The 26070-nt window shown below is 60.5% G+C and carries 20 protein-coding genes and 1 pseudogene; 12 read left to right on the top strand and 9 right to left on the bottom strand.

Features of this window, described 5'->3' with window-relative positions; translation table 11 throughout:
• The first annotated feature begins 428 nt into the window (after positions 1-428).
• Positions 429-1856 carry an arginine-ornithine antiporter gene (arcD, locus tag VNV36_RS09000; RefSeq protein ID WP_325717454.1) on the top strand — a complete coding sequence of 476 codons (1428 nt, stop codon included), beginning with the start codon at positions 429-431 and terminating at the stop codon, positions 1854-1856.
• A gap of 172 nt (positions 1857-2028) precedes the next feature.
• Here the strand turns inward: arcD and VNV36_RS25770 are convergent, their stop codons facing one another.
• From VNV36_RS25770 to gap, 8 genes and pseudogenes are all read right to left on the bottom strand, one after another.
• Positions 2029-2784, bottom strand: a complete 756-nt coding sequence (locus VNV36_RS25770) for a methyl-accepting chemotaxis protein (protein WP_514132618.1) — start codon at positions 2782-2784, stop codon at positions 2029-2031.
• 102 nt (positions 2785-2886) lie between these two features.
• A pseudogene (locus VNV36_RS25765) lies at positions 2887-3894 on the bottom strand (methyl-accepting chemotaxis protein); the annotation flags it as partial.
• Between the two features lie 496 nt (positions 3895-4390).
• On the bottom strand, positions 4391-4780 hold the full coding sequence (locus VNV36_RS08990; protein WP_325717452.1) for a YbaN family protein: 390 nt from the start codon (positions 4778-4780) through the stop codon (positions 4391-4393).
• A gap of 155 nt (positions 4781-4935) precedes the next feature.
• Positions 4936-5532, bottom strand: coding sequence for a biliverdin-producing heme oxygenase (locus tag VNV36_RS08985; RefSeq protein WP_325717451.1), 597 nt, complete (start codon positions 5530-5532; stop codon positions 4936-4938).
• A 110-nt stretch (positions 5533-5642) separates the two neighbouring features.
• Entirely contained in the window at positions 5643-8228 is a 2586-nt protein-coding gene (locus VNV36_RS08980; RefSeq protein ID WP_325717450.1) for a TonB-dependent receptor, read from the bottom strand.
• Between the two features lie 122 nt (positions 8229-8350).
• On the bottom strand, positions 8351-9316 hold the full coding sequence (locus VNV36_RS08975) for a FecR family protein (RefSeq protein ID WP_325717449.1): 966 nt from the start codon (positions 9314-9316) through the stop codon (positions 8351-8353).
• A gap of 110 nt (positions 9317-9426) precedes the next feature.
• Entirely contained in the window at positions 9427-9954 is a 528-nt protein-coding gene (locus tag VNV36_RS08970; protein WP_325717448.1) for an RNA polymerase sigma factor, read from the bottom strand.
• A 215-nt stretch (positions 9955-10169) separates the two neighbouring features.
• Entirely contained in the window at positions 10170-11171 is a 1002-nt protein-coding gene (gap, locus tag VNV36_RS08965) for a type I glyceraldehyde-3-phosphate dehydrogenase (protein ID WP_016773526.1), read from the bottom strand.
• Between the two features lie 218 nt (positions 11172-11389).
• Between gap and edd the strand changes: the two genes are divergently transcribed.
• The 11 genes from edd to VNV36_RS08910 all read left to right on the top strand — a co-directional run bounded on the left by edd (position 11390) and on the right by VNV36_RS08910 (position 25036).
• Positions 11390-13216, top strand: coding sequence for a phosphogluconate dehydratase (gene edd, locus VNV36_RS08960; protein WP_325717447.1), 1827 nt, complete (start codon positions 11390-11392; stop codon positions 13214-13216).
• Entirely contained in the window at positions 13213-14172 is a 960-nt protein-coding gene (locus VNV36_RS08955) for a glucokinase (RefSeq protein WP_325717446.1), read from the top strand. Before edd ends, VNV36_RS08955 begins: the two co-directional genes overlap by 4 nt.
• A 178-nt stretch (positions 14173-14350) precedes the next feature.
• Positions 14351-15082, top strand: a complete 732-nt coding sequence (locus tag VNV36_RS08950) for a response regulator (protein ID WP_039758123.1) — start codon at positions 14351-14353, stop codon at positions 15080-15082.
• Positions 15072-16541, top strand: a complete 1470-nt coding sequence (locus tag VNV36_RS08945; protein ID WP_325717445.1) for an ATP-binding protein — start codon at positions 15072-15074, stop codon at positions 16539-16541. The genes VNV36_RS08950 and VNV36_RS08945 overlap by 11 nt, the downstream gene beginning before the upstream one ends.
• Before the next feature lie 198 nt (positions 16542-16739).
• Positions 16740-17999 (top strand): D-mannose isomerase, encoded by a 1260-nt coding sequence (locus VNV36_RS08940; RefSeq protein ID WP_325717444.1) that lies wholly within the window; start codon positions 16740-16742, stop codon positions 17997-17999.
• A gap of 118 nt (positions 18000-18117) precedes the next feature.
• A complete protein-coding gene (locus tag VNV36_RS08935; protein WP_325717443.1) occupies positions 18118-19419 on the top strand; it encodes an ABC transporter substrate-binding protein in 1302 nt (433 codons plus the stop codon).
• A 145-nt stretch (positions 19420-19564) separates the two neighbouring features.
• Positions 19565-20473: a carbohydrate ABC transporter permease gene (locus tag VNV36_RS08930; protein ID WP_016773533.1), complete on the top strand. Its 909-nt coding sequence runs from the start codon at positions 19565-19567 to the stop codon at positions 20471-20473.
• On the top strand, positions 20466-21311 hold the full coding sequence (locus tag VNV36_RS08925) for a carbohydrate ABC transporter permease (protein WP_042607262.1): 846 nt from the start codon (positions 20466-20468) through the stop codon (positions 21309-21311). Before VNV36_RS08930 ends, VNV36_RS08925 begins: the two co-directional genes overlap by 8 nt.
• Before the next feature lie 2 nt (positions 21312-21313).
• A complete protein-coding gene (locus VNV36_RS08920) occupies positions 21314-22474 on the top strand; it encodes an ABC transporter ATP-binding protein (RefSeq protein ID WP_325717442.1) in 1161 nt (386 codons plus the stop codon).
• A 193-nt stretch (positions 22475-22667) separates the two neighbouring features.
• On the top strand, positions 22668-24017 hold the full coding sequence (locus VNV36_RS08915; protein ID WP_325717441.1) for a carbohydrate porin: 1350 nt from the start codon (positions 22668-22670) through the stop codon (positions 24015-24017).
• Between the two features lie 164 nt (positions 24018-24181).
• The gene (locus tag VNV36_RS08910) at positions 24182-25036 is read left to right on the top strand and encodes a D-hexose-6-phosphate mutarotase (RefSeq protein ID WP_325717440.1); all 855 of its coding nucleotides are present in this window, start codon (positions 24182-24184) and stop codon (positions 25034-25036) included.
• Between the two features lie 91 nt (positions 25037-25127).
• Here VNV36_RS08910 and VNV36_RS08905 read toward each other — a convergent pair whose 3' ends face one another.
• On the bottom strand, positions 25128-25988 hold the full coding sequence (locus VNV36_RS08905) for a MurR/RpiR family transcriptional regulator (RefSeq protein ID WP_169842436.1): 861 nt from the start codon (positions 25986-25988) through the stop codon (positions 25128-25130).
• Positions 25989-26070 lie beyond the last annotated feature (82 nt).

Here is a 26070-nt window from a genome sequence, read left to right as displayed (position 1 = left end):
CCATTGCAGGAAAGGAGAGCTCACAGCCTAGTACCGTTGTCTGTTGAAACAGCTGATCTGGATCAGTGCATGGTCACATTCCATTGTTAATGAATGACTTATCCACCCGTTGCGGGCATAACGCTGTCGTCTGAAAGGCCCGTGCCAGAGGCCTTGAGCCAACGCAATTGTGAATAGCTATTAATGCTTTCGATCTATGACGCTAGTTGCTTTTCTCCTTTTGGCAAATGTCGGCCATCTGTTTTCAGTACAGAATTGATTAATCAGGATCAGCGCACAAAAGCGTCTTAACGTGCTACGCGTTATCGTCCTCGGCTATATATAAAGGTGCGGGACTTGGCATTACCTGATAAACGTCATCTACCCTTAAGCTTTTAGTCAGCTGTTGTTACAGATAGAACTTCAGTGACTCTTTCAAGGAGATTTGCATGTCGCAACCAACGCAAAAGCTGCGCCTTGGTGCGTTGATCGCGCTGGTGGTGGGGTCGATGATCGGCGGAGGGATTTTCTCCCTGCCGCAGAACATGGCGGCGCGCGCCGATGCCGGGGCAATCCTCATCGGTTGGGGCATCACTGCGATAGGCATGCTGACGCTGGCATTCGTGTTCCAGACCCTGGCCAATCGCAAGCCGGAGCTCGATTCAGGCGTCTATGCCTACGCCAAGGCCGGGTTTGGCGACTACATGGGCTTTTCATCGGCGTGGGGTTACTGGATCAGCGCTTGGCTGGGCAACGTTGGTTATTTCGTCTTGCTGTTCAGCACCCTCGGCTATTTCTTTCCGGTGTTTGGCCAGGGCAACACGCCGATCGCCATCGGCTGCGCCTCGGTGTTGTTGTGGGCGGTGCATTTTCTGGTGATGCGCGGGATCAAGGAGGCGGCGCTGATCAACCAGTTGACCACCGTGGCCAAGGTCGTCCCGCTGATCATGTTCATCGTCATCGCCGCCGTAGCGTTCAAGGCAGACATCTTCACCCGCGACATCTGGGGCCGCAGCAACCCGAACTTCGGCGGTGTGATGGATCAGGTGCGCAACATGATGCTGGTCACCGTGTTCGTGTTCATCGGCATCGAAGGCGCCAGCGTGTACTCGGCCCGCGCGGAGAAACGCAGCGACGTCGGCCGCGCCACGGTGATCGGTTTTCTCGGCGTGCTGGCGCTGCTGGTGCTGGTCAATGTGCTGTCGCTGGGCATCATGAGCCAGCCGGAACTGGCCAATCTGCAAAACCCTTCACTGGCGGCCGTGCTGGAGCACATTGTCGGGCCGTGGGGCGCGTTGCTGATCAGCATCGGGCTGGCGATTTCGTTGTTGGGAGCGTTGTTGTCGTGGGCGTTGCTGTGCGCGGAAATTCTGTTTGCCACCGCCAGGGACAAGACCATGCCTGCGTTCCTGAAGAAGGAAAACGAGAACCATGTGCCGGTCAACGCGCTGTGGCTGACCAACGTGATGATCCAGATTTTCCTGTTGATCACGCTGTTTTCGGCGGGGACTTACACCAGCCTGATCTATCTCGCGTCGTCGATGATTCTGGTGCCGTACCTGTGGTCGGCGGCTTACGCGGTGCTGCTCAGCGGGCGCGGCGAAACCTATGAACACGCCTCGGCCGAGCGCACCAAGGATCTGCTGATTGGCGGCATCGCGCTGGTCTACGCGATATGGCTGTTGTATGCCGGCGGGGTGAAATACCTGCTGCTGTCAGCGTTGTTGTATGCGCCGGGGGTGATTCTATTTGCCAAGGCCAAGCATGAACAGGGCCAACCGGTTTTCACTACGGTGGAGAAGGGGATTTTTGCCTGCGTGGTGATTGGCGCGGGGCTGGCGGCGTATGGGTTGTATAGCGGGGTGTTGAGTTTGTAGGCGGGTTTGCTCCGGCAGATCCGGCCCCTTCGCGAGCAGGGTACTGTCTCATGCACAAACCCATGTGGGAGCGAGCTTGCTCGCGAAGAGGCCAGCACATCCAACATCATCACTGACTGGACGACCGCTTTCGCGAGCAAGCTCGCTCCCACAGGGTGTCGAGGTGTGGCCGTTACACGCGAAATTGATCCATCAACTTCATCTGTTGACTGGCCAAGGCATTGAGCTGGCTGCTGATCGCCGCCGATTCCGTAGCTTGTCCGGTCAGGGTTTCGGTCACGGTACGAATGGCCGAGACGTTGCGGTTGACCTCTTCGGCCACCGCGCTCTGCTCTTCGGCGGCGCTGGCGATCTGCAGGTTCATGTCGCTGATCACCGTGACCGCGTCGCTGATCTTGCCCAGCGCATCCACTGCCTGACGGATCTGCCCGGCATTGTTGTGCGCCTGGGTCTGGCTCGAATGCATGGTCGCGACCACGCCACGGGTGCCGGTCTGGATGCGTTCGATGACGACGCGGATTTCCTCCACCGAATCCTGCGTGCGTTTGGCCAGGTTGCGCACTTCATCGGCGACCACGGCAAAACCGCGACCGCTCTCACCGGCGCGGGCGGCTTCGATGGCGGCGTTGAGGGCCAGCAGGTTGGTCTGTTCGGCGATGCTGCGGATCACTTCCAGCACCGAACCGATCTGCTCACTGTTGACCGCCAGTGCTTCGACTTCGGTCACTGCTTTGCTGACTTCATCGGCAAGTTGATTGATGTCGCGGGTGCTGCGCTCGATGATCGCCATGCCGTCCTTCGCCGATTGATCGGCCCCCTTGGCGGCGTTGGCGGCGTTCGAGGCGCTGTTGGCGACATCATGGGCGGTAGCGCTCATCTCGTTGGACGCGGTGGCGACCTGATCGATTTCACGGAACTGCACCTGCATGCCTTCGCTGGTCTGGCGGGCGATCTCGGACGACTGGTCGGCGGTGCCGCGCGCGTCGCTGATGCTCTGTTTGATCTGCGCGATGGTCGGTTGCAGCTTGTCGAGGAAGCGATTGAACCAGTTCACCAGTTCGCCCAGTTCGTCTTTCTTGCTGTAGTTCAGGCGCTGGGTCAGATCGCCCTCGCCACTGGCGATGTTCTTCAGCATTTCAGCCACGCTGTTGATCGGACGGGTGACGCCGGAGGCAGTGAGCCAGATCAGCAGCAGGCCGACAACCCCGGCCGCGATCGCCACCAGCAGGGCAGTGATCACGCCGGTTTCCTGCGCCTCGTCGAGCACTGCTTGCAGCTTGACCGAATCCGCCAGCAAGACTTGCTTGGGCAGGTCGATGACCACGCCCCAGGCACGCGAGTTGCCGATCGGATCGACCGGGTACACAGCGCGAATCAGTTCGCCCTGTTCAAGGATTTTCGCGGTGCCGCTGGCGACCAGTTGCAGAACGTCCTTGCCGTCGGCGCCGAGGGTATCGCTGATTTTTTTGCCGACCCGCGTCGCGTCGGCACTGTCGGCGGCAAGCACGCCGCTGCCCGAGACGATCAGCATGTGCCCGGCGTTGTTGAACAGATTGCGCTGCGAATCGACGGCGGCGGCCTGCAGGGCGTCGAGGGCGATGTCGACACCGACCACGCCGATCGCTTTGCCATCGACCAGCAGAGGTACGGAAATGGTGGTCATGAGCATTTCCTTGCCGCCGACGGTATCGGCATACGGGTCGAGCAGGCAGGTGCGCTTGTTGTCACGAGGGCAGGTGTACCAACTGTTGTACGGCGTGCCGCTGACGCTGAGGGTGGTCTTGGTCAGGTCGTCTTCGACCATGATCGTATTCAGCGCGGTGCCGCCGGCACGGCTCCAGTACGAGGCGAAGCGTCCGGCTTCGTTGGACTGACGCGCGGCATCGTTGGCGAACTCGCTGTCCTTGCCATCCAGAGCATCGGGTTCAAAGGCGAGCCAGATGCCCAGCACTTTATCGTTGCGCACGAACGCGGTTTTCAGACTCTGGTTCAACTCCTCACGCACGGCGCCGGCATCCAGCGAACGCTTGGCCGCCATCGTCCGCAGATCCTTGATCTGGTCGGCGAGGGCGGTGACCACCAACAGACTTTCACCAAAGGTTTTCTGCACCCGCACCGCTTGTTCGGCAGCCTTGGCCTGCAGCAGATTCTGCACGCTGGCGGTGAGCAACTGGTTGCTGGATTGACTGACCAGTTCGTCGTTCTGGTTGGTCTGGTAAATGTTCATGCTGACAATCAGCGCCACTACACCGAGCAGACACAGGCCGGAGAGCAGGACGATTTTCAGGCGAATGGAAAGAGAGTCGAACATGGGGCGATCTCGCGAATGGAATAAACAGTTGGCCTGGGCCTGGAGCCCGGTTTGCCAAATCCATTCAGCGCCATTCAATGCTCATCGGCGTCGGGCGAGCAGGCATGAGGCGCTTGCCGACGGACGGTCGGCGCTAAACGTTTGCGCGGGAGAAAAGGTAAAAATTTCCGGGATGTTTCAGTTCGGTCTTTCAGCTCGAATACCGATTTGTGGCGAGGGTGAACTAGACGGAGATGGATTCCGGGCGCGACCAGATCCACAGATTGCCCAGGCCCATGCCGACCATTGCCAGATAGATCGGCCAGCCGTGATCGAGTAGCACCAGCATCAACGTCGCACACAGCAGCATGCTCACGGTGGCGCTGACCTTGGCCTTGCGCGCGATGATCTTGCCGTTGCGCCAGTTGCTGAGGGTCGGTCCGAACAAACGATGATGTTCCAGCCAGGCACTCAGACGCGGCGAACTGCGGGTCGCGGCCCAGGCGGCGAGCAAGATGAACTCGGTGGTCGGCAGGCCGGGCACGACAATGGCGATCAGGCCAACGCCGAGGCTGACGTAGGCCAGCAAGCCGAACAGCAGACGGGCGAGTTTCGAGGAGGCGGGTACGGGCATGGGCTCAGCGGCGGCTTCTGAAGCGGAACGGAGATCTTACAGACTTTACGCGGTCCCCCTGTAGGAGCTGCCGAAGGCTGCGATCTTTTGATCTTCAAAGCAAAATCAAAAGATCGCAGCCTTCGGCAGCTCCTACACCGGGGATTTATGTCGCTTCAGGCCACTTCGGCTTCGGCGGCATAAGCCCGTTCCAGCAGTACAGTGAAGCGGTTGAACGCATCCAGCGCCCCTTGCTCCACTTCAGCTTCTTCCTCAGCCGTGAACTGCAATGCATCCAGGGTACGCACAAAGCTCTTCCAGCCCTCAGCACGGCCACCTTGCGGCTCAGCCAAATGACGCGCGCCAAACGTTTCGCTCAGCTCCAGCGCCACTGCACGCTTGATCAGAAACGCCGCGCCGAGCTTGGAACCTTCCGATACAAAGAGCCAACCCAGCGCCCGCGCCTTGCTCGGGTTTTTCACCGCGCCGGCCACGGGGGCCGGAACTTCTGTGTCGAGATCGGCGAGGTCAGCCCTGGCCGCCTCGGTGCGGCAGCGCGCCGGCAAGTCGGGGATGATCGCCGTCAGTTCAGCATCGTTGTACAGCTCGACCAGCTCCGACTGGAACAGGTACTGCGCAACGACGAAACGGGCAAAGCTGACGCGGCTTTCGAATGGCGCGTGGGCTTTGACCAGCGCATCGAGTCTGCTGTGCGGCTCATGGGTGATCTGGTTCAGGCGTTGCGAACGCAGGGCTTTTTCCGGGGCATTCATGGGGGTGTCCTTGATAAATGAGGCGCTTGATAACAAGACGTACGGGCAGGCGCCGGACAGTAAAAAAACCTCACTGCGCGGCGATAACACGCGCAGTGAGGCCGGGCTTATCAGATGTCCCAGATCAGATTGATCGCGAAGTTGCGTCCCGGTTGGGTCAGCCGATCGAGGTTGGCTGGCTGCGTCACCGAGGCTTCGCCGACGCTGTCATAACCGCGTACGTCATCCCACCGCCAGTATTTCTTGTCGGTCAGGTTGTAGACGCCGCCGCTGACGGTGATGTCGTTGGTGACTTTGTAATACCCGGCCAGATCGAGAATGCCGAAGCCTGGGGTCTTGAACTGGCTGCTGGCGCCGTCCGGCGACTTGAAGTTGCTGTCGTCGACACGGTCCTTTTTCTTCACCACGGTCCAGCTCAGCAGACCACCGTAATTGTCTTGGTCGTAACCGAGACCGAACACGCCGGTGAGCGGGTTGACGCTGTTGATCGGCTCGCCGTTGTCGTTGTTGCGACCGTAGGCGTAGGCGATCGAGCCTTGGGTGAACAGGCCTTGCGGCGCACCGAAGGCATCCAGGTTCAAGCGGCCTTTGACTTCCGCACCCTTGATGGTGGCGCGCTTGATGTTGTTGCTCTGGAAGGTCAGCTGATCGTCGCCCGGCTTCACCGCGTCCTCGTTGATGAAGTCGCGGTACTTGTTATAGAACACTGCCACGTCGAACGAGCCCTGCTCGAAGTTACCGCGCAGGCCGGTTTCGAAGCCTTTGCTCTTTTCCGGCTCCAGATCCGAATTCGGCGCGACGGTGTAGCCGGTGGTGTTGTTCTCAAAACGTCCGTACAACGCTTTCGCCGTCGGGGTGCGGAAGCCTTCGGCGTACTGGCCGTACCAGGTGTAGTGTTCCGTCAAGGCGTAGGTCAGGCCGAATTTGGGCGAGACTTTGTGCCAGGTCTTGTTCTTGTCGCTGACCGTGCCTTGGCCATCGGCGTTCACGGTGTTGAGGAATTCCTCGGTGATATGCGGCTTGAGCTGGGTGTAGTCGTAGCGCAGACCGGGAAGGAAGGTCCAGTCGTTCCAGCTGATCTGGTCCTGGGCGAACAGGCTGTAGGTGTTGATGGTCGGATCGGGGAAGTCGCTGGCCTTCGCCAGCACGTCCGCCGCGCTGGTCGCGCCTATCGCGGTGCAGCCGCGACCGACCGCCAGGCATTTGCCGTCGCCGCTGCGCGAACCGGTGACTTTCTGTTGCTTGATCGTGGTGCCGTAAGTCAGCAGGTGATCGGTGTCGCCGATGGCGAAGGCCTTGTCCAGTTGCGCGTCGAACACCCACTGCTTTTCCTCGTAGATCGTGTCGCGTGTACGCAGCACTTTACGAGTGATCGGGTAGTAGAACTCTTCGGTACTCTGGTCAGTTTTGGCGATCTGGTGGTTGAGGCTCCACTTGACGTTATCGACCAGCAGGCTGTCGAGGGCGAAGCGGTGTTCGAGGCCGAAACGCTCGCGGGTGATGGTGTCGTTGCCGGTGCGCCACTGGTACATGCCGCCGGGCAGTACGCTGTTGGGAATGGTCGGGGCGCCGTTGAAGTACGGGCCGCCGTAGGCACTTTTCTGATCGGTGTCGCGGTCGTCCTTGTACTTTTCGTAGGTCAGGCCCAGGCGCGAATCGTCGTTGTAGTTCCAGCCGAGCTTGGCCAGCACGTTGCTTGCGCGCACGTCTTCCGGGTTGGCGGCAGTGCGCGCAAGGCCGGTGCCGTTGTGGCTGCCGAAGGATTCGGTTTCGTGACCGTCGCGCTGACTGTAATGCAGCAAACCGTCGAACTCACCGCTGCGCCCGGCGACGGTGGCGGATTTCAGCCAGCTGTCGTCGGCGGAGCTGTAACCGCTTTTCAGACGCGCGCCGACATCCTTGCCCGGTTTGACGATGTCGTCGGTATCCAGCGTGTAGTAGCTGACCGCGCCGCCAATGGCGTTGCTGCCGTACAGCACCGAGGCCGGGCCACGGAGGATTTCCACGCGCTTGACGATTTCCGGGTCGACGTAGTTGCGCTGGCTCTTGGCGTACGGGCCGTTGAAGAAACCGTTGGGGATCTCCACACCATCGACTTGAGTCAGGATACGGTCACCGTCGATACCACGGATGTTGAAACCGCTGATGCCGCCACGCTGGCCGGCACCGCCGACGGAAACACCCGGCTCGTAGCGCACCAGATCCTTGATGTTATTGACGTTGTTGCGGTCGAGCTGGTCGCGGGTCTGTACGGTGACGGTGGCGGGCACGCTGCTGACCGATTGTTCCTGGCGGGTGGCGCTGATGGTCACCTGATCGAGATTCAGCGTGCCGCTGCTGTTGCGTTTTTCCAGCACGACATTGTTGTTGCTCAGCTTGCGGAAGCTCAGGTTGGTCCCCACCAACAGGCGCTCGAGGGCTTTCTCCGGCGGCAGCGAACCGCGCACACCCGGCGACGATACGCCCTGACCCAGCTCTGCCGGCAAACCGACCTGCCAACCGGTCACGGCGGTAAACGCATTGAGTGCCGAGACCAGTGGTTGCTGGCCGATGGCGAACGCGTAGCCGCCCATGCTGCGTGGCACTTGCTCGGGGGCCGCCAGCAGCGGCGCGGTGCCGGCCATGAGAATGGCCGCCGTCAGCAGCGGCAGTATGCGGGAAGGAGAAGCGGTCTGGCGGGTAAGGCGTGAGGACATCGATAGCGCTCCGTGTCGCACGAATCTTTATAGGTGCTGATCGGCATGGTTAGATGCGAATCAATTGCATTGGCTATAACGAGACGTACTAACGTTGGCTATCGAGTAAAAATAATTCTCATTTAGTTGAGGATCACTAACGCGGGGAATTCCTGCAGGCGCGCCGAAGTGATCTGCGCCAGGGAGCGAACTACGTCCAGTGGCTGGTCGAGACGGTAATTGCCGGTGACGGCGACATCGGCCAGTTGCTCGTTGGCGTTAATGATCCAGCCCGGATAGTAGCGGCGCAGCTCGGCCAGCACCTGATTCAGCGGGCAGTTCTCGAACACCAGACGGCCTTCAACCCAAGCCAGATCCGCACTGGCGTCGAGCCTGGCTGGGCGATCAAATCCGTTGGGGCCGATGCGGATGCTTTCCCCGGCACTCAGACGCACGCGCGCATCGTTGTGGGTCGCGCGCAGATCGACATCGCCACGCTGCACATTCACTTGGGCGACGCCGTCGAGATAACGCACGGCGAATGCGGTGTCGTGCACGCTGGCCGTTACCGGGCCGGCGTCGATCTCCAGCGGTTGACTGCGGCCGCTGGCAATCTCGAAAAACGCCTCACCCTGGAACAGTCGGGCCACGCGGTGCTGAGCGTCGATGGTGCTGGAAAACGCCGAGTTGGTGTTCAGCAGAACCTTCGAGCCGTCCTTCAGTTGCAGGCGCTGGCGCTCGCCGACCACGGTCAGATGATCGGCCTGCAGGCGCATCGGCAGGTTGCTGAAACTGAACAGACCGAGAATCAGCACCGCAGCGGTGGCCAGCGGTTTCCAGTGCGGACGTAGACGTTTCAGGAAAGTGACTTTCGCCGGTTTCGCCGCCAGGGCCTCGGCGCACAGCGCGACTTGCGGGCCGTCCCAGATGGCCTGGGCCTTGGCGAACGCCTCGGCATTCAACGGGTCAGCCGCCAGCCAGGCATGAAACTGCCGGGTCTGTTCCTCGTCCGGGCTGCCGAGCACGATGAGCCAGTCCAGCGCCTGGTCCATTGCAACTGCAGCGTCCCGCGCCGAATCGGGCGAGGGCGAGCGGTGGGTGTCCGTCACGGTGGTTCCTCAAGGCTTCTGGCGAGAAGCAGTTTCTAGCTTCAAGCTGCAAGCTGCAAGCCGGATGGGTTACTGCATTTCGTTTTTGCTTGCTGCTTGCCGCTTGCGGCTCAAAGCTTGCCGCTGCCGTTATGTCGTTCAGCGACGCCGATGCAGATCGACATAATCAGTTTCAGTTCTTTCTGCACGGTGCTCAGTGACACATGCAGTTGATCGGCGATTTCCTGATAGCTGTGCCCGTGCAGGCGGCTGAGGATGAAAATCCGTTGCTGGCGCGGGCTGAGTTGACTGAGGCTCACGTTCAAGCGCTCCAGTAATTGCTCGGCATGGGCGGCGTCTTCGGCGCTGCTGGCCGGCGCGGCGATGCTCTGCACGACCTCCTGGGGCACGTCGTCGACCATGGTTCGCGCGTGAATCCTGCGCGCACGCAAATGGTCCAGCGCCAGATTGCGCGCGGTCTGGAAAACAAAGGGTTCAAGGTGATCAATGGCCCGCTCGCCGAGCGCCCGGGTCACGCGCAGGTAGGTCTCCTGCAACAGGTCTTCAGCGGTGCTGTGATTGTTGACCATCCGTTCCAGCGTGCGCAGCAGGGAAGTGCGCTGGGCAAGGAACACGTGGTTGAAGCGCGATTGACTCACGGGAGAACCTGATCCATTTCGAGCGAATGATAATGCTTATCATCTCGCTGAATGGTCAAGCGTTGAATTGTCATTGAACGGTAAAGGCAAGGCTGAAACCGGAGCCCTGTAGGAGCTGTCGAAGGCTGCGATCTTTTGATTTTGCTTTCAAGATCAAAAGATCGCAGCCTTCGGCAGCTCCTACAGGTATTTGCATCAAATCAGGGCGCGCCGGGTTATTCGGCGTTACATAGCGCCAGGCAGTTATCCAGCATGCGGTTGGAGAAGCCCCATTCGTTGTCGTACCAGGCCAGAACCTTCAGCAATTTGCCGCTGACTTTGGTGTGGTTGGCGTCGAAAATCGACGACAGCGGGTTGTGGTTGAAGTCGCTGGAAACCAGCGGCAAGGTGTTGTAGCCGAGAATTTTCGAATGCTGGCTGGCCGCTTTCAGCAGGGCGTTAACTTCGTCGGCGCTGGCTTCTTTCTTCAACTGCACGGTGAGGTCGACCAGCGACACGTTGATCACCGGAACGCGCACGGCCATGCCGGTCAGTTTGCCTGCCAGCTCCGGCAGCACCAGGCCTACCGCTTCGGCAGCGCCGGTCTTGCTCGGGATCATGTTCTGCGTGGCCGAACGGGCGCGGTACGGGTCGCTGTGATAGACGTCGGTGAGGTTCTGGTCGTTGGTGTAGGCATGAATGGTGGTCATCAGACCGCTTTCGATGCCCAGCTCGCGATGCAGCACCTGCGCTACCGGCGCCAGGCAGTTGGTGGTGCACGAAGCGTTGGAAATGATCTGGTGCGACTGGCGCAGAATGTCGTGGTTGACACCGTAGACCACGGTGGCGTCGGCACCTTTGGCCGGGGCCGAGATGATCACCTTGCGCGCACCGGCGCTGATGTGCGCGGCGGCTTTGGCGCGGTCGGTAAACAGACCGGTGCATTCGAACACCACGTCGATCTTTTCTGCGGCCCATGGCAGGTCGGCCGGGTTGCGAATGGCGCTCACCGCAATGCGGTCGCCATTGACCGTCAGACTTTCGTTATCGTGGGCCACTTCGGCATCGAAAGTACCGTGGACGGTGTCGTATTTGAGCAGATGGGCATTGATCGAACTGTCGCCCAGATCGTTGATCGCGACGATCTGCAGGTCTTGACGATAGCCTTGGGTATACAGTGCGCGCAGGACATTACGGCCGATGCGGCCAAAACCATTGATTGCGATTCGAAGAGTCATGGAACAGCGCCGCCGTCGTTTTGTTGTTGGAATTACAAGATTATTCGCATAAAAATAGAAAACAAGCCTTTTTAGTGGCAATATTTTGTTTTATCTACAACGAGTGACCTGAATCAACTGGTCCGAATGGTCAAAAACCGTCTGTCATTCCAACAACAACGGCGTTTGACCAGCATAGACAATCAGGTCGCCACATCCGTTAGCCTGGAGTTCTACACATGCATCCCCGCGTTCTTGAGGTCACCGAACGGCTTATCGCCCGCAGCCGCGCCACGCGTCAGGCTTACCTTGCATTGATTCGCGGCGCCGCCACCGACGGCCCGATGCGCGGCAAGCTGCAGTGCGCCAACTTCGCCCACGGTGTGGCCGGTTGCGGCAGTGAAGACAAGCACAGCTTGCGGATGATGAACTCGGCGAACATCGCCATTGTTTCTTCGTATAACGACATGCTGTCGGCGCACCAGCCGTACGAAGTCTTTCCACAACAGATCAAGAACGCCCTGCGCGAAATCGGCTCGGTCGGCCAGTTCGCCGGCGGTACTCCGGCGATGTGCGATGGCGTGACCCAGGGCGAGCCGGGCATGGAACTGAGCCTGCCGAGCCGCGAAGTGATTGCCATGTCCACCGCTGTGGCGCTGTCGCACAACATGTTCGACGGCGCGCTGATGCTCGGCATCTGCGACAAGATCGTCCCGGGACTGATGATGGGCTCGCTGCGCTTCGGTCATCTGCCGACGATCTTCGTGCCGGGCGGGCCGATGGTTTCGGGGATCTCCAACAAGGAAAAAGCCGACGTCCGCCAGAAATACGCCGAAGGCAAGGCCACCCGCGAAGAGCTGCTGGAATCGGAGATGAAGTCCTACCACAGCCCGGGCACCTGTACCTTCTACGGCACCGCCAATACCAACCAGTTGCTGATGGAAGTCATGGGCCTGCATTTGCCGGGCGCGTCGTTCGTCAACCCGAACACGCCGTTGCGTGACGCGCTGACTCGCGAAGCCGCGCATCAGGTCACGCGCCTGACCAGGCAGAACGGCAACTTCATGCCGATCGGCGAAATCGTCGACGAGAAGGCGCTGGTCAACTCCATCGTTGCCCTGCACGCCACTGGCGGCTCGACCAACCACACCTTGCACATGCCGGCCATCGCCATGGCGGCGGGCATTCAACTGACCTGGCAAGACATGGCCGACCTCTCCGAAGTCGTGCCGACCCTGAGCCACGTCTACCCCAATGGTAAAGCCGACATCAATCACTTCCAGGCGGCGGGAGGCATGTCGTTTCTGATCCGCGAGCTGCTCGGTGCCGGTCTGCTCCACGAAGACGTCAACACCGTGCTCGGCCACGGCCTTAGCCAGTACACCAAGGAGCCGTTCCTCGATAACGGCCAACTGGTCTGGCGCGAAGGCCCGACCGACAGCCTCGACGAAAACATCCTGCGTCCGGTGTCCCGAGCGTTCTCGCAAGAGGGCGGCTTGCGGGTGATGGAAGGCAACCTGGGTCGCGGCGTGATGAAGGTTTCCGCGGTCGCGCTGGAAAACCAGATCGTCGAAGCACCGGCGATGGTGTTCCAGGATCAGCAAGACCTTGCCGATGCGTTCAAGGCCGGTCTGCTGGAGAAGGATTTCGTTGCGGTGATGCGCTTCCAGGGCCCGCGTTCCAACGGCATGCCGGAGCTGCACAAGATGACGCCATTCCTCGGCGTGTTGCAGGATCGCGGCTTCAAAGTGGCGCTGGTTACCGACGGGCGCATGTCCGGCGCTTCGGGAAAAATCCCTGCGGCGATTCACGTCAGCCCCGAAGCTTATGTCGGTGGTGCTTTGGCGCGGGTGCAAGAGGGCGATATCATCCGCGTCGATGGCGTCAAAGGCACTTTGGAACTGAAGGTCGACGCCGCCGAATTTGCAGCGCGCGAACCGGCCAAGGGCCTGTTGGGCAACAACATTGGCAGCGGTCGCGAGCTGTTTGGCTTCATGCGCATGGCCTTCAGCTCGGCGGAGCAGGGCGCCAGCGCCTTCACTTCTGCCCTGGAGACGCTTAATTGAAACTGGCTTTGGTCGGTGACATCGGAGGCACCAACGCGCGGTTCGCGTTGTGGCAAAACCAGCAACTGCACTCGGTTCAGGTGTTGGCCACGGCCGACTTCGCCACCCCGGAAGAGGCGATCGGCCTGTATCTGAGTGGGCTCGGTCTGGCGCCGGGTTCGATCGGTTCGGTGTGTCTGTCGGTGGCAGGGCCGGTCAGTGGCGATGAATTCAAGTTCACCAACAATCACTGGCGGCTCAGTCGCAGCGCGTTCTGCAAAACCTTGCAGGTCGAGCAATTGCTGCTGACCAACGACTTCTCGGCGATGGCGCTGGGCATGACCCGTTTGCAACCGGGCGAATTCCGCGTGGTTTGCGAAGGTACGCCGGAGCCGTTGCGCCCGGCGGTGGTCATCGGCCCGGGCACTGGCCTGGGCGTCGGCACGTTGCTCGATCTCGGCGAGGGCCGTTTCGCGGCGTTGCCGGGCGAGGGTGGCCACGTCGATCTGCCGCTGAGCAGCCCGCGTGAAACGCAACTGTGGCAGCACATCTACAACGAGATCGGCCATGTCAGCGCGGAAACCGCATTGAGCGGCGGCGGCCTGCCTCGGCTGTACCGGGCAATCTGTGCGGTGGATGGCCATGAGCCGACCCTCGACACGCCGGAAGCCATCACTGCCGCCGGCCTTGCCGGTGACCCGATCGCCCTGGAAGTGCTTGAGCAGTTCTGCTGCTGGCTCGGCCGTGTGGCCGGCAACAACGTGCTGACCACTGGCGCGCGTGGCGGGGTATTTATCGTGGGTGGGGTGATTCCGCGGTTCGCCGATTTCTTCCTCGAAAGCGGCTTCGCCCGCTGCTTCGCCGACAAGGGCTGCATGAGCGATTACTTCAAAGGCATCCCGGTGTGGCTGGTCACGGCACCGTATTCCGGCCTGGTTGGCGCTGGCGTGGCCTTGGACCAGGCAACCCGAACCTGAAATGCAATCACCCCTGTGGGAGCGAGCCTGCTCGCGAAAGCGGTGTATCAGTCAACAGATGTGTTGAAGGTAAAACCGATTCGCGAGCAGGTCGCTCCCACAGTGGTTTTGTGGTGTTTGTAAAATCAGCGCTTAAGGCATAATCCGCCCCAACTCCAACAACAAGGATGCCTTCGAAGTGAGCTCAGTCAACAAGTCGATATTGTTGGTCGATGACGACCAGGAAATACGCGAGTTGCTGGAAACCTACCTGACCCGCGCCGGGTTCCAGGTGCGGGCCACCGCCGATGGTGCCGGTTTTCGCCAGGCGCTCAACGAGGCGCCGAGCGATCTGGTGATCCTCGATGTCATGCTGCCCGACGAAGACGGTTTCAGTCTGTGTCGTTGGGTGCGCCAGCATCCGCGTCAGGCGCAGGTGCCGATCATCATGCTGACGGCCAGCTCCGACGAGGCCGACCGCGTGATCGGCCTGGAGCTCGGCGCCGATGATTACCTCGGCAAGCCGTTCAGCCCGCGCGAACTGCAAGCGCGGATCAAGGCCCTGCTGCGCCGCGCGCAATTCGCCCACGAACGCAGCGGCAGCGAAGTGCTGGCCTTTGACGACTGGCGGCTGGACACGGTCAGCCATCGGCTGTTCCACACTGACGGTGAAGAGGTGATTCTCTCTGGCGCCGATTTCGCCTTGCTGAAACTGTTCCTCGACCACCCGCAGCAAATTCTCGACCGCGACACCATCGGCAACGCCACCCGTGGTCGCGATCTGATGCCGCTCGATCGCATCGTCGACATGGCCGTCAGCCGTTTGCGCCAACGCCTGCGCGACACCGAAAAACCGCCACGGCTGATCCGCACTGTGCGCGGCAGCGGTTACCAGTTGGCAGCCAATGTGGTTGCCGGCAATGCTCACTGAGTCGCTGCGCAAATTCGCCAGCCGCGTTCCGGTGCCGCGTTCGCTGCTCGGACGGATGTTGCTGCTGACCCTGCTGGCGGTACTGTTTGCGCAGACGCTTTCAAGCGTGATCTGGGTCTCGCAACTGCGCGCCACCCAGCTCGAAGGTCTGGTCACCAGCGCCCGCAGCCTGGCGCATTCGATGACCGCCAGCGTCAGCTATTTCCGTTCCTTGCCGGTAGCCTATCGGCCCTTGGTGCTCGACCAATTGCGCAGCATGGGCGGCACCCGGTTTGTGGTGACCCTCAATGACAAACCGCTGGGCATGGACGTGCTGCCAGTCACGCCGCGCAAGGCGGCGGTGATGCAAGCGGTGGACGAAGTGCTGCGCCAGTCCCTGGGCCATGACACCGATATCTCGGTGACTTTCGTCAGCCCGGAAGATCTGCGCATTTTCAACGCCGGGCTGAAGCTCGATGAGTTGCCGCGTTCCTGGGCGCATTACGCGTTGACCCTGGAACCGGTGAATCCGCCGGTGCTGGTCACGCAAATTCAAATGGCTCCGGGTGAGTGGCTGTACATCGCCTCTTTGCTGCCCGAGCCCTACACCAGTCTGGAAGAGCAGGGCCTGCCGGCGCAGCAGGTGTGGTTCATTGTCCTCACCAGCGGCTTTCTGTTGTTGTTCATCGGCCTGCTGGTGCACTGGCAGAGCCGGCCGCTCAAGCGGCTGGCGCGGGCGGCGCGGGATTTGTCGCTGGGCGCCGATGTCGAGCCGGTTTCCGAGGGCGGTGGCAGTGAAGTGGTCGAAGTGGGTCGCGCGTTCAACACCATGCGCGAACGCATCAGCCGCTACCTGACCGAGCGCAGCCAGTTGTTCAGCGCGATTTCCCACGACCTGCGCACGCCGATCACGCGCCTGCGCTTGCGCGTTGAACTGCTCGAAGACGAAAAACTGCAAGCCAAGTTCGGCCGCGATCTGGATGAGCTGGAGCTGCTGGTCAAGGGCGCGCTGCAATGCGTGAAAGACACCGACATCCACGAGAATATCGAACCGGTGGATCTCAATCATGTGCTCGACTGCCTGGTCGAACCGTACCTGGCACCGAACGGCAATGGTCGCGTCACTCAGCATGGGCGCGCGTTGTCGGCGTATCCGGGCAAACCGCTGGCGCTCAAGCGCTGCATCGGCAACCTGATCGACAACGCTTTGAAATACGGGCAGAACGCGCATCTGCACATCGATGATGATGACAGCGCGTTTGTCCTGCATGTCGACGACGAAGGCCCGGGCGTTCCGCAGCAGCGCCTGGAGCAGGTGTTCGAGCCGCACTTCAGGCTGGCGGGGCAGCAGCAGGGCTACGGACTCGGTCTGGGTATTGCGCGCAACATTGCCCATAGCCACGGCGGCGAGGTGACGTTGCAGAACCTGCGTGAGGGCGGGTTGCGGGTGACCTTGCAGTTGCCACGTTCGGTTGATTGAAGATCAAAAGATCGCAGCCTTCGGCAGCTCCTACATTTGGAATGCGTTTCCATGTAGGAGCTGCCGAAGGCTGCGATCTTTTGACTTTGCTTTGCTAATGTCACAAGCCAGTGACAAACCCCGTCCCCTTCGTTACAAGCCAACCCCGGCCCGTTGTTTAGACTGCCCGCAGTCCTGACAACAAAAAAGGGTCACTCCATGGACACCTTTCACCCGGATTTCAGCAGTTGGCTGAATGCCCCTGCCCACCAGCAATGGCTCGCCGCCGAAGGCCTGCGTCTGCTGGATTTTGCCAAGGCTGCGAAGCTGCCCGAAGGTTTCGGCAACCTTGACGAGCGCGGCCGTCTGCCGGCGCACGCGCAAGCCGAGACCATGAACACCGCGCGCATGACCCACAGTTTCGCCATGGCCCACATTCAGGGCCTGCCGGGGTTTGCCGAACTGATCGATCACGGCATCGCCGCCCTGCGCGGGCCGTTGCGCGATGCGCTGCATGGCGGCTGGTTCGCGGTAGCCGGACATCGCGACCACAACACCGGCAAGAACGCCTACCTGCACGCCTTTGTCGCGCTCGCCGCCAGTTCCGCCGTGGTTGCGCAACGACCCGGTGCCCAGGCCTTGCTCGATGATGCGATCGACATCATCGACACCTGCTTCTGGAGCGAAGAAGAGGGCGCCATGCGCGAATTCTTCAATCGCGACTGGAGCGAAGAAGAAGCCTATCGCGGCGCCAATAGCAACATGCACGCGACCGAAGCCTTCCTCGCCCTGGCCGATGTCACGCAAGACCCGCGCTGGCTGGTACGCGCCCAGCGCATCGCCGAGCGGGTCATTCACGGTCACGCTGCGGCCAACGATTACATGGTCATCGAGCACTTCGATCGTGACTGGCAGCCGCTGCGCGAATACAACCATGACAATCCTGCTGACGGTTTCCGCCCTTACGGCACCACCCCCGGCCACGGTTTCGAGTGGGCGCGCTTGCTGCTGCACCTTGAGGCGGCGCGAGTCCAGGCCGGCATGCTCACGCCGGGCTGGCTGGCTACCGATGCGCAAAAACTGTTCGAAAACAATTGCCGTCACGGCTGGAATGTCGATGGTGCGCCGGGCATCGTCTACACCCTCGACTGGGACAACAAAGCCGTGGTTCGCCATCGCCTGCACTGGACACACGCCGAAGCCAGCGCCGCCGCCAGTGCCTTGCTAAAACGCACGGGTGAGGCGCAGTACGAAAGCTGGTACCGACTTTTCTGGGAGTTCTGTGAGACCCGTTTCATCGATCGTTGCAACGGCAGCTGGCACCACGAACTCGATCCGCAGAATGTGCCGAGTGCCGATATCTGGCCGGGCAAGCCCGATCTGTATCACGCCTGGCAGGCTGTGCTGATTCCGCGTTTGCCGCTGGCGCCGAGCATGGCTACGGCTTTGGCGCAGCTGTCCCGGCCTGTTCCTGTGTAACCATATCGTGACATTTACGCGTCCCTTCGTTACCTGCGAAGCGAAACGCTCTGTTTAAACTCCGTGCAGCGCAAGCACCAGACTTGCAATGCATAACAACAAGAAAGGTACATCTCGAATGAATGCGATTTCTCGCCTCGCTACTGTCATTTCTGTCGCCTCCCTGTTCCCGCTCGCAATCCTGCCGCTCAGTGTCTCCGCTGCCGAATCCAAAGGTTCGGTCGAAGTCGTGCACTGGTGGACCTCCGGTGGCGAAAAAGCCGCTGTCGATGTGCTCAAGGCCCAAGTCGAAAAAGACGGTTTCACCTGGAAAGACGGCGCTGTAGCCGGTGGTGGCGGTGCGACTGCCATGACTGTACTGAAAAGCCGTGCCGTCGCTGGCAATCCGCCGGGCGTCGCGCAAATCAAAGGCCCGGACATCCAGGAATGGGCGTCGACCGGTCTGCTCGACACCGACGTGCTGAAAGACGTTGCCAAGTCGGAGAAGTGGGACAGTCTGCTCGACAAGAAAGTCTCCGATACCGTGAAGTACGACGGTGATTACGTGGCCGTGCCGGTGAACATTCACCGTGTGAACTGGCTGTGGATCAACCCGGAAGTCTTCAAGAAAGCCGGCATCACCAAGAATCCGACCACCCTCGAAGAGTTCTACGCCGCCGGCGACAAACTCAAAGCCGCAGGCTTCATCCCGCTGGCCCACGGCGGTCAGCCTTGGCAGGACAGCACCGTGTTCGAAGCCGTGGTGCTTTCGGTCATGGGCGTGGATGGCTACAAGAAAGCCCTGGTCGACCTGGACAACAAGGCGCTGACTGGCCCGGAAATGATCAAGGCCCTGACCGAGCTGAAGAAAGTCGCGACCTACATGGACGCTGACGGCAAAGGCCAGGACTGGAACCTCGAAGCGGCCAAGGTCATCAACGGCAAGGCCGGCATGCAGATCATGGGTGACTGGGCCAAGTCCGAATGGACCGCCGCCAAGAAAGTCGCCGGCAAGGACTACGAGTGCGTGGCGTTCCCGGGCACCGACAAGGCGTTCACCTACAACATCGACTCGCTGGCCGTGTTCAAGCAGAAGGACGCAGGCACTGCGGCCGGTCAGCAGGACATCGCCAAAGTCGTGCTGGGCGAGAACTTCCAGAAAGTCTTCAGCATCAACAAAGGCTCGATCCCGGTGCGCAACGACATGTTGAACAACATGGACAAGCTGGGCTTCGACTCCTGCGCACAGACCGCTGCCAAGGACTTCCTCGCGGACGCCAAGTCCGGTGGCCTGCAACCGAGCATGGCGCACAACATGGCGACCACGCTGGCGGTACAGGGTGCGTTCTTTGATGTCGTGACCAACTACATCAACGACCCGAAAGCCGACCCGGCCGATGCCGCGAAGAAACTTGGCGCCGCGGTGCAGTCGGCTAAATAACCGAAAGCAGGTTCGACCCTGTAGGAGCGAGCCTGCTCGCGAAGGCGTCGTGTCAGTTGCTACATCCGTCGACTGACACAACGCTTTCGCGAGCAGGCTCGCTCCCACAAGGGAAGGTGTTTGTAATCTTATTGTGGATTTCCCCATGAGTTCTGTTGCTGTATTCAGCAAGGCCTCGCCGTTCGATGCATTGCAACGCTGGCTACCAAAACTGGTGCTGGCGCCGAGCATGTTCATCGTACTGGTGGGCTTCTATGGCTACATCCTGTGGACGTTCATTCTGTCGTTCACCACCTCGACGTTCCTGCCCAACTACAAGTGGGCGGGCCTGGCGCAATACGCGCGGCTGTTCGATAACGACCGATGGTGGGTGGCGAGCAAGAACCTCGCCGTGTTCGGCGGTATGTTCATCGGCATCACTCTGGTGATCGGCGTATTGCTGGCGGTGTTCCTCGACCAGCGCATCCGTCGCGAAGGCTTTATCCGCACCATTTACCTGTACCCGATGGCGCTGTCGATGATCGTCACCGGTACCGCATGGAAATGGCTGCTCAACCCGGGCATGGGCCTGGACAAATTGTTGCGTGACTGGGGCTGGGAAGGCTTCCGTCTGGATTGGCTGATCGACCCGGATCGCGTGGTTTATTGCCTGGTGATCGCCGCTGTGTGGCAAGCCTCGGGCTTCATCATGGCGATGTTCCTCGCCGGCCTGCGCGGTGTCGATCAGTCGATCATCCGTGCTGCACAGATCGACGGTGCAAGCATGCCGCGCATCTACTGGAAAGTCGTGCTGCCAAGCCTGCGGCCGGTGTTCTTCAGTGCAGTGATGATCCTTGCGCACATCGCGATCAAGAGCTTCGACCTGGTTGCGGCGATGACTGCCGGCGGCCCGGGTTATTCCTCCGACCTGCCCGCGATGTTCATGTATTCCTTCACCTTCAGTCGCGGCCAGATGGGCATGGGCTCGGCCAGTGCGATTCTGATGCTCGGTGCGATCCTCGCGATCATCGTGCCTTACCTGTACTCCGAGCTGAGGACCAAGCGTCATGACTAGTCTCGCTGCCAAACCTGCCATCAGCTTGAGCCGAATCGCGATCTACGCGGTGCTGATCTTCGCGGTGTTCCTCTATCTGGTGCCGCTGGTGGTCATGCTGCTGACCAGCTTCAAGACCCCGGAAGACATCAGCACCGGCAACCTGCTGAGCTGGCCGACCGTGGTCAGCGGCATCGGCTGGGTCAAAGCCTGGGCCACGGTTGACGGTTATTTCTGGAATTCGATCAAGATCACCGTACCGGCCGTGATCATCTCCACCGCCATCGGCGCGTTGAACGGTTACGTGCTGTCGATGTGGCGCTTCCGGGGTTCGCAGTTGTTCTTCGGTCTGCTGCTGTTCGGCTGCTTCCTGCCGTTCCAGACCGTGCTGCTGCCAGCCTCTTTCACCCTCGGCAAGATGGGCCTGGCGAGCACCACCACCGGCCTGGTGTTCGTGCATGTGGTCTACGGTCTGGCGTTCACCACACTGTTCTTTCGCAACTACTACGTGAGCATTCCCGATGCGCTGGTCAAGGCCGCGCGTCTGGACGGCGCCGGTTTCTTCACGATTTTCCGCCGCATCATCCTGCCGATGTCGACGCCGATCATCATGGTCTGCCTGATCTGGCAGTTCACCCAGATCTGGAACGACTTCCTGTTCGGGGTGGTGTTCTCCAGCGGTGATTCGCAACCGATCACCGTGGCGCTGAACAACCTGGTCAACACCAGCACCGGCGCCAAGGAATACAACGTGGATATGGCAGCGGCGATGATCGCCGGCCTGCCGACCCTGCTGGTCTATGTGGTCGCAGGCAAGTATTTCGTGCGCGGGCTGACGGCCGGCGCGGTCAAGGGGTAATCATGGCTACGCTTGAACTTCGCAACGTAAACAAGACCTACGGGGCCGGCCTGCCGGACACCCTGAAGAACATCGAACTGTCGATCAAGGACGGTGAATTCCTGATCCTCGTCGGCCCGTCGGGCTGCGGCAAATCGACCTTGATGAACTGCATCGCCGGCCTGGAAACCATCACCGGCGGCGCGATCATGATCGGCGATCAGGACGTCAGCGGCATGAGCCCCAAGGATCGTGACATCGCCATGGTGTTTCAGTCCTACGCGCTGTACCCGACCATGAGCGTGCGCGAGAACATCGAGTTCGGCCTGAAGATCCGCAAGATGCCGCAGTCAGCGATCGACGAAGAAGTCGCCCGCGTGGCCAAGCTGCTGCAGATCGAACACCTGCTCAACCGCAAACCGGGCCAGCTCTCCGGTGGTCAGCAACAGCGTGTGGCGATGGGCCGGGCCCTGGCGCGGCGGCCGAAGATCTACCTGTTCGACGAACCGCTGTCCAACCTCGACGCCAAACTGCGCGTCGAGATGCGCACCGAAATGAAACTGATGCACCAGCGCCTGAAAACCACCACGGTCTACGTGACCCACGACCAGATCGAAGCAATGACCCTGGGCGATAAAGTGGCGGTGATGAAGGACGGCATCATCCAGCAGTTCGGCACGCCGAAAGACATCTACAACGACCCGGCCAACCTGTTCGTGGCGAGCTTCATCGGTTCGCCGCCGATGAACTTCATCCCCCTGCGCTTGCAGCGCAAGGACGGCCGTCTGCTGGCGCTGCTCGACAGCGGTCAGGCTCGTTGCGAATTGCCGATGAGCATGCAGGACGCCGGTCTCGAAGACCGCGAAGTGATCCTCGGCCTGCGTCCGGAGCAGATCGTCCTGGCGAGCGGCGAGGGCAATGGCTTGCCAAGCATTCGTGCCGAAGTGCAGGTCACCGAACCTACCGGTCCGGACACCCTGGTGTTCGTCAACCTCAATGACACCAAGGTCTGCTGCCGACTGGCGCCGGACGTGGCACCGCAGGTGGGCGAGAGCCTGACGCTGCAGTTCGATCCAGCGAAAGTGTTGCTGTTCGATGCTAATACCGGCGAGCGTCTGGGCACTGCCGGCCAGCCACAGACCGATGCGCGGTCTGCGAACGTCGCCCAATTCAAAGGGCGCTGAGAAACAAATGTAGGAGCGAGCCTGCTCGCGAAAGCGGTCTGACATTCAACATCAATGTCGCCTGATACACCGCATTCGCGAGCAGGCTCGCTCCCACAAAGGAGCAAGCGCTGCCCGGCCTGTCGAGCATCGCACTTTATGTAAACCGCGTTAGATAAAAACAGTTAATAACAATAAAGACGAGGATGTAGGGATGAAAAAGAAACACGTCAATGCCCGGTTGATCTGCCAGGTTTCAGCGGCGGCTGCACTGGTGCTGGCCGGTAACGCAATGGCGGCGGATGCCTTCAGCTCCGACTCCAAATGGATGACCGGCGACTGGGGCGGTGAGCGCACCAGGCTGATCGAGCAGGGTATCGACATCAAGGCTGACTACGTTGGCGAGATGGGTGCCAACCTGCACGGCGGCTATGACGACGACAAGACCGGCCGCTACAGCGACCAGTTCGGCCTCGGCGTTGCCCTCGACCTGCAGAAGCTGTGGGGCTGGGACAACACGCAAGCGAAGATCCAGCTGACCAACCGTAACGGCTACAACATCTCCAATGACCGCGTTGGCGACCCGCGTGCCGGCACCCTCAGCTCCTCGCAGGAAGTCTACGGCCGTGGCCACATGGTGCGTCTGACCCAGTTGTGGATTCAGCACCAGTTCTTCGACAACAAGCTGGACGTCAAGGCCGGTTACTTCGGCGAAGGCGAAGACTTCAACACCTTCCCGTGCGACTTCCAGAACCTCGCGTTCTGCGGTTCGCAAGTGGGTAACTGGGCGACCAACATCTGGTACAACTGGCCAGTCAGCCAGGCCGCGATCCGCGTGAAGTACAACATCAACGACGAGCTCTACGCGCAGATCGGTGCGTACAACCAGAACCCGTCGCAGCTGGAACACGGCAACGGCTTCAAGCTCAGCGGCAGTGGCACCAAGGGTACCGTTCTGCCGGTTGAATTGGTCTGGTCGCCGAAGGTCAACAGCCTGCCGGGCGAATACCGCGTCGGTTACTACAAGAGCACGGCCGATGCCGACGACGTTCGCGAAGACGTCAACGGTCTCGATGCGGCAACCACCGGTGATGACTACAAGTCGCACAACAGCAAAAGCGGTTACTGGTTCGTTGCGCAACAGCAACTCACCAGCCACAACGGTGATGCGACTCGCGGTCTGAACATCGCTGCCAACGCGACTTTCCACGACAAGGACACCAACTTCATCGACAACTACCAGTCGGTGATGTTTGTCTACAAAGGCCCGTTCGATGCGCGTCCGAAGGATGACATCGGTATTGGCGCTGCGCGTATCCACGTCAACAAGGACGTCAAGCGCAACGCTGAACTGCTGAACGATGCCAACGGTGTGTCCGACTACGACAACGCCGCGTTCTCGCCGATTCGTGAGACCGAGTACAACTACGAACTCAACTACGGCATCCATGTCACCAACTGGCTGACCGTGCGTCCCAACCTGCAATACATCACCCATCCGGGCGGTGTGGATGAAGTCGATAACGCTTTGGTCGCTGGCCTGAAAATTCAGTCAACGTTCTGACGCGTCTGCGATAAGCTCCTCTCCATGTGCGCATATTTGCGGACAGCCCAGGCTGTCCGCTTTTTTTTGCGATAGCAATCCGATGACGTCTGTGGCGAGCAAGCTCCCTCGCCACAAATGCGATGTGGAATTTGAGTACTCGATGATTTTCAGGACCGTGGCAAATGCATGAGCATCCGCTGCAACGCTTCTTCAAGTCCCTGCGCGAGCGACCGGTGTTCGCCTGGGAGCGCTATCAGATGCGCGATGTGTTGGTGATCGATCATCCGCTCTGTCAGGCGGTGTTCAGTCGTCAGGGCGCGCAATTGCTGCACTTTCAACCGCGCGGGCAGAAACCCTGGTTGTGGTGTGCGGCGAAGTGGCCGCATGTCGGTGCGATTCGTGGTGGGGTGCCGGTGTGCTGGCCGTGGTATGGCCGTCATCCGAGCGAAAATGCCTGGCCGTCGCACGGCTGGGCACGCCTGCTCGACTGGAAACTGCTCGACAGCAGCAGCGCTGAGGACGGCGTGCGCCTGCACTGGCAATTGCAGCTGTGCGACTGGCAGGTCGACTTGCACGCGCACTTGGGCGAACGCATGGAATTACGCCTGAGTACCGAACATCAGGACGACATGCCCTGCCAGTTGAGCCAGGCTTTGCACGCTTACTGGCGTATTGGCGATGTCGGCGAGATAGCGCTGTCTGGCCTCGAAGGTGCGCAGGGTTATGACCAATTGAACCGTCAGGTTTGCCAGCAGCAAGGCGAATTGCGGGTTGATGGCGGCTGCCAGCGGGTGTTCCAGCATGACGGTGAATTGCAGCTCAAAGACCACGCCTGGCAGCGTGAGCTGTGCATCGATACCGGCGACAATGGCGACACCGTGGTGTGGCACCCGGGAGCGCGGCCGTTGCTTGGAGTGAGCTGGGACGAGGTATCGGAATTCGTTTGCGTCGAAGCCGCGGCGGGTGGCACGGACAGTCTGCACCTGGCACCGGGGGAGAAGGCGCATTTGAGTTTGCAGGCGTGGGCGGCGGCCTGAAAATCAAAAGATCGCAGCCTTCGGCAGCTCCTACCTTGGAATGCGTTCCTGTAGGAGCTGCCGAAGGCTGCGATCTTTTACGCAAAGCGTCCTAATTGAATTCATCACCCACCGGATACCGGCTGGCATTCAGGCTCTCTTTGATCTTGCGCAGATGCGGCTGGAAATCCACGCCACGGCGCAAGGTCATCCCGGTCGCCAGCACATCCAGCACCGTCAACTGAATGATCCGCGAGGTCATCGGCATATAGATGTCGGTGTCTTCCGGCAGCGGAATGTTCAGGCTCAGCGTGCTGGCCTTGGCCAGCGGCGAATTCTCCGCCGTCAGGCCCAGCACGGACGCACCGTTCTCCCGGGCAATCCGCGCCACTTCCACCAACTCGCGCGTACGGCCGGTGTAGGAAATGATCACGAACAGCTCACCGGTGTGCGCCACGGAAGCAATCATCCGCTGCATCAGCACATCGGCATGCGCGGTGACGGCCAGATTGAAGCGGAAGAATTTATGCTGCGCATCCAGCGCCACCGGAGCCGAAGCGCCGAGGCCGAAAAAGTGGATCTGCCGGGCCTGAATCAACAGGTCGACGGCGCGGCTGATCAGGTTCGGGTCCAGCGCTTGGCAGGCACTGTCCAGCGATGCGATGGCGCTGCCGAAAATCTTCTGCGTGTAAGCCTCGGGATTGTCATCGGCCTCGACCGCGCGGCTGACATACGCCGCGCCACTGGCCAGGCTCTGCGCCAATTGCAACTTGAGTTCGGGATAGCCGCTGACACCGAACGAGCGGCAGAAACGGTTGACCGTCGGTTCGCTCACCGAGGCGGCCTGGGCGAGGGCGGCGATGCTGAAGCGGGTGGCCTGCTGCGGGTTGAGCAGAATCACCTCGGCGACCTTACGTTCGGCCTTGTTCAGCTCTTCAAGGCGACTCTGGATCTGTTCCAGTAAATTTCGCACGCGGTCCATATGGAATTCCTGATTCACCGACGCGAAGGTGCGCCGGGCTATGCAAATTGGGCCTTTGATATGGCCCGTGACG

The organism is Pseudomonas sp. (assembly GCF_035554175.1).
GTDB lineage: Bacteria > Pseudomonadota > Gammaproteobacteria > Pseudomonadales > Pseudomonadaceae > Aquipseudomonas.
This window is presented reverse-complemented; position numbering and strand designations above follow the sequence as displayed.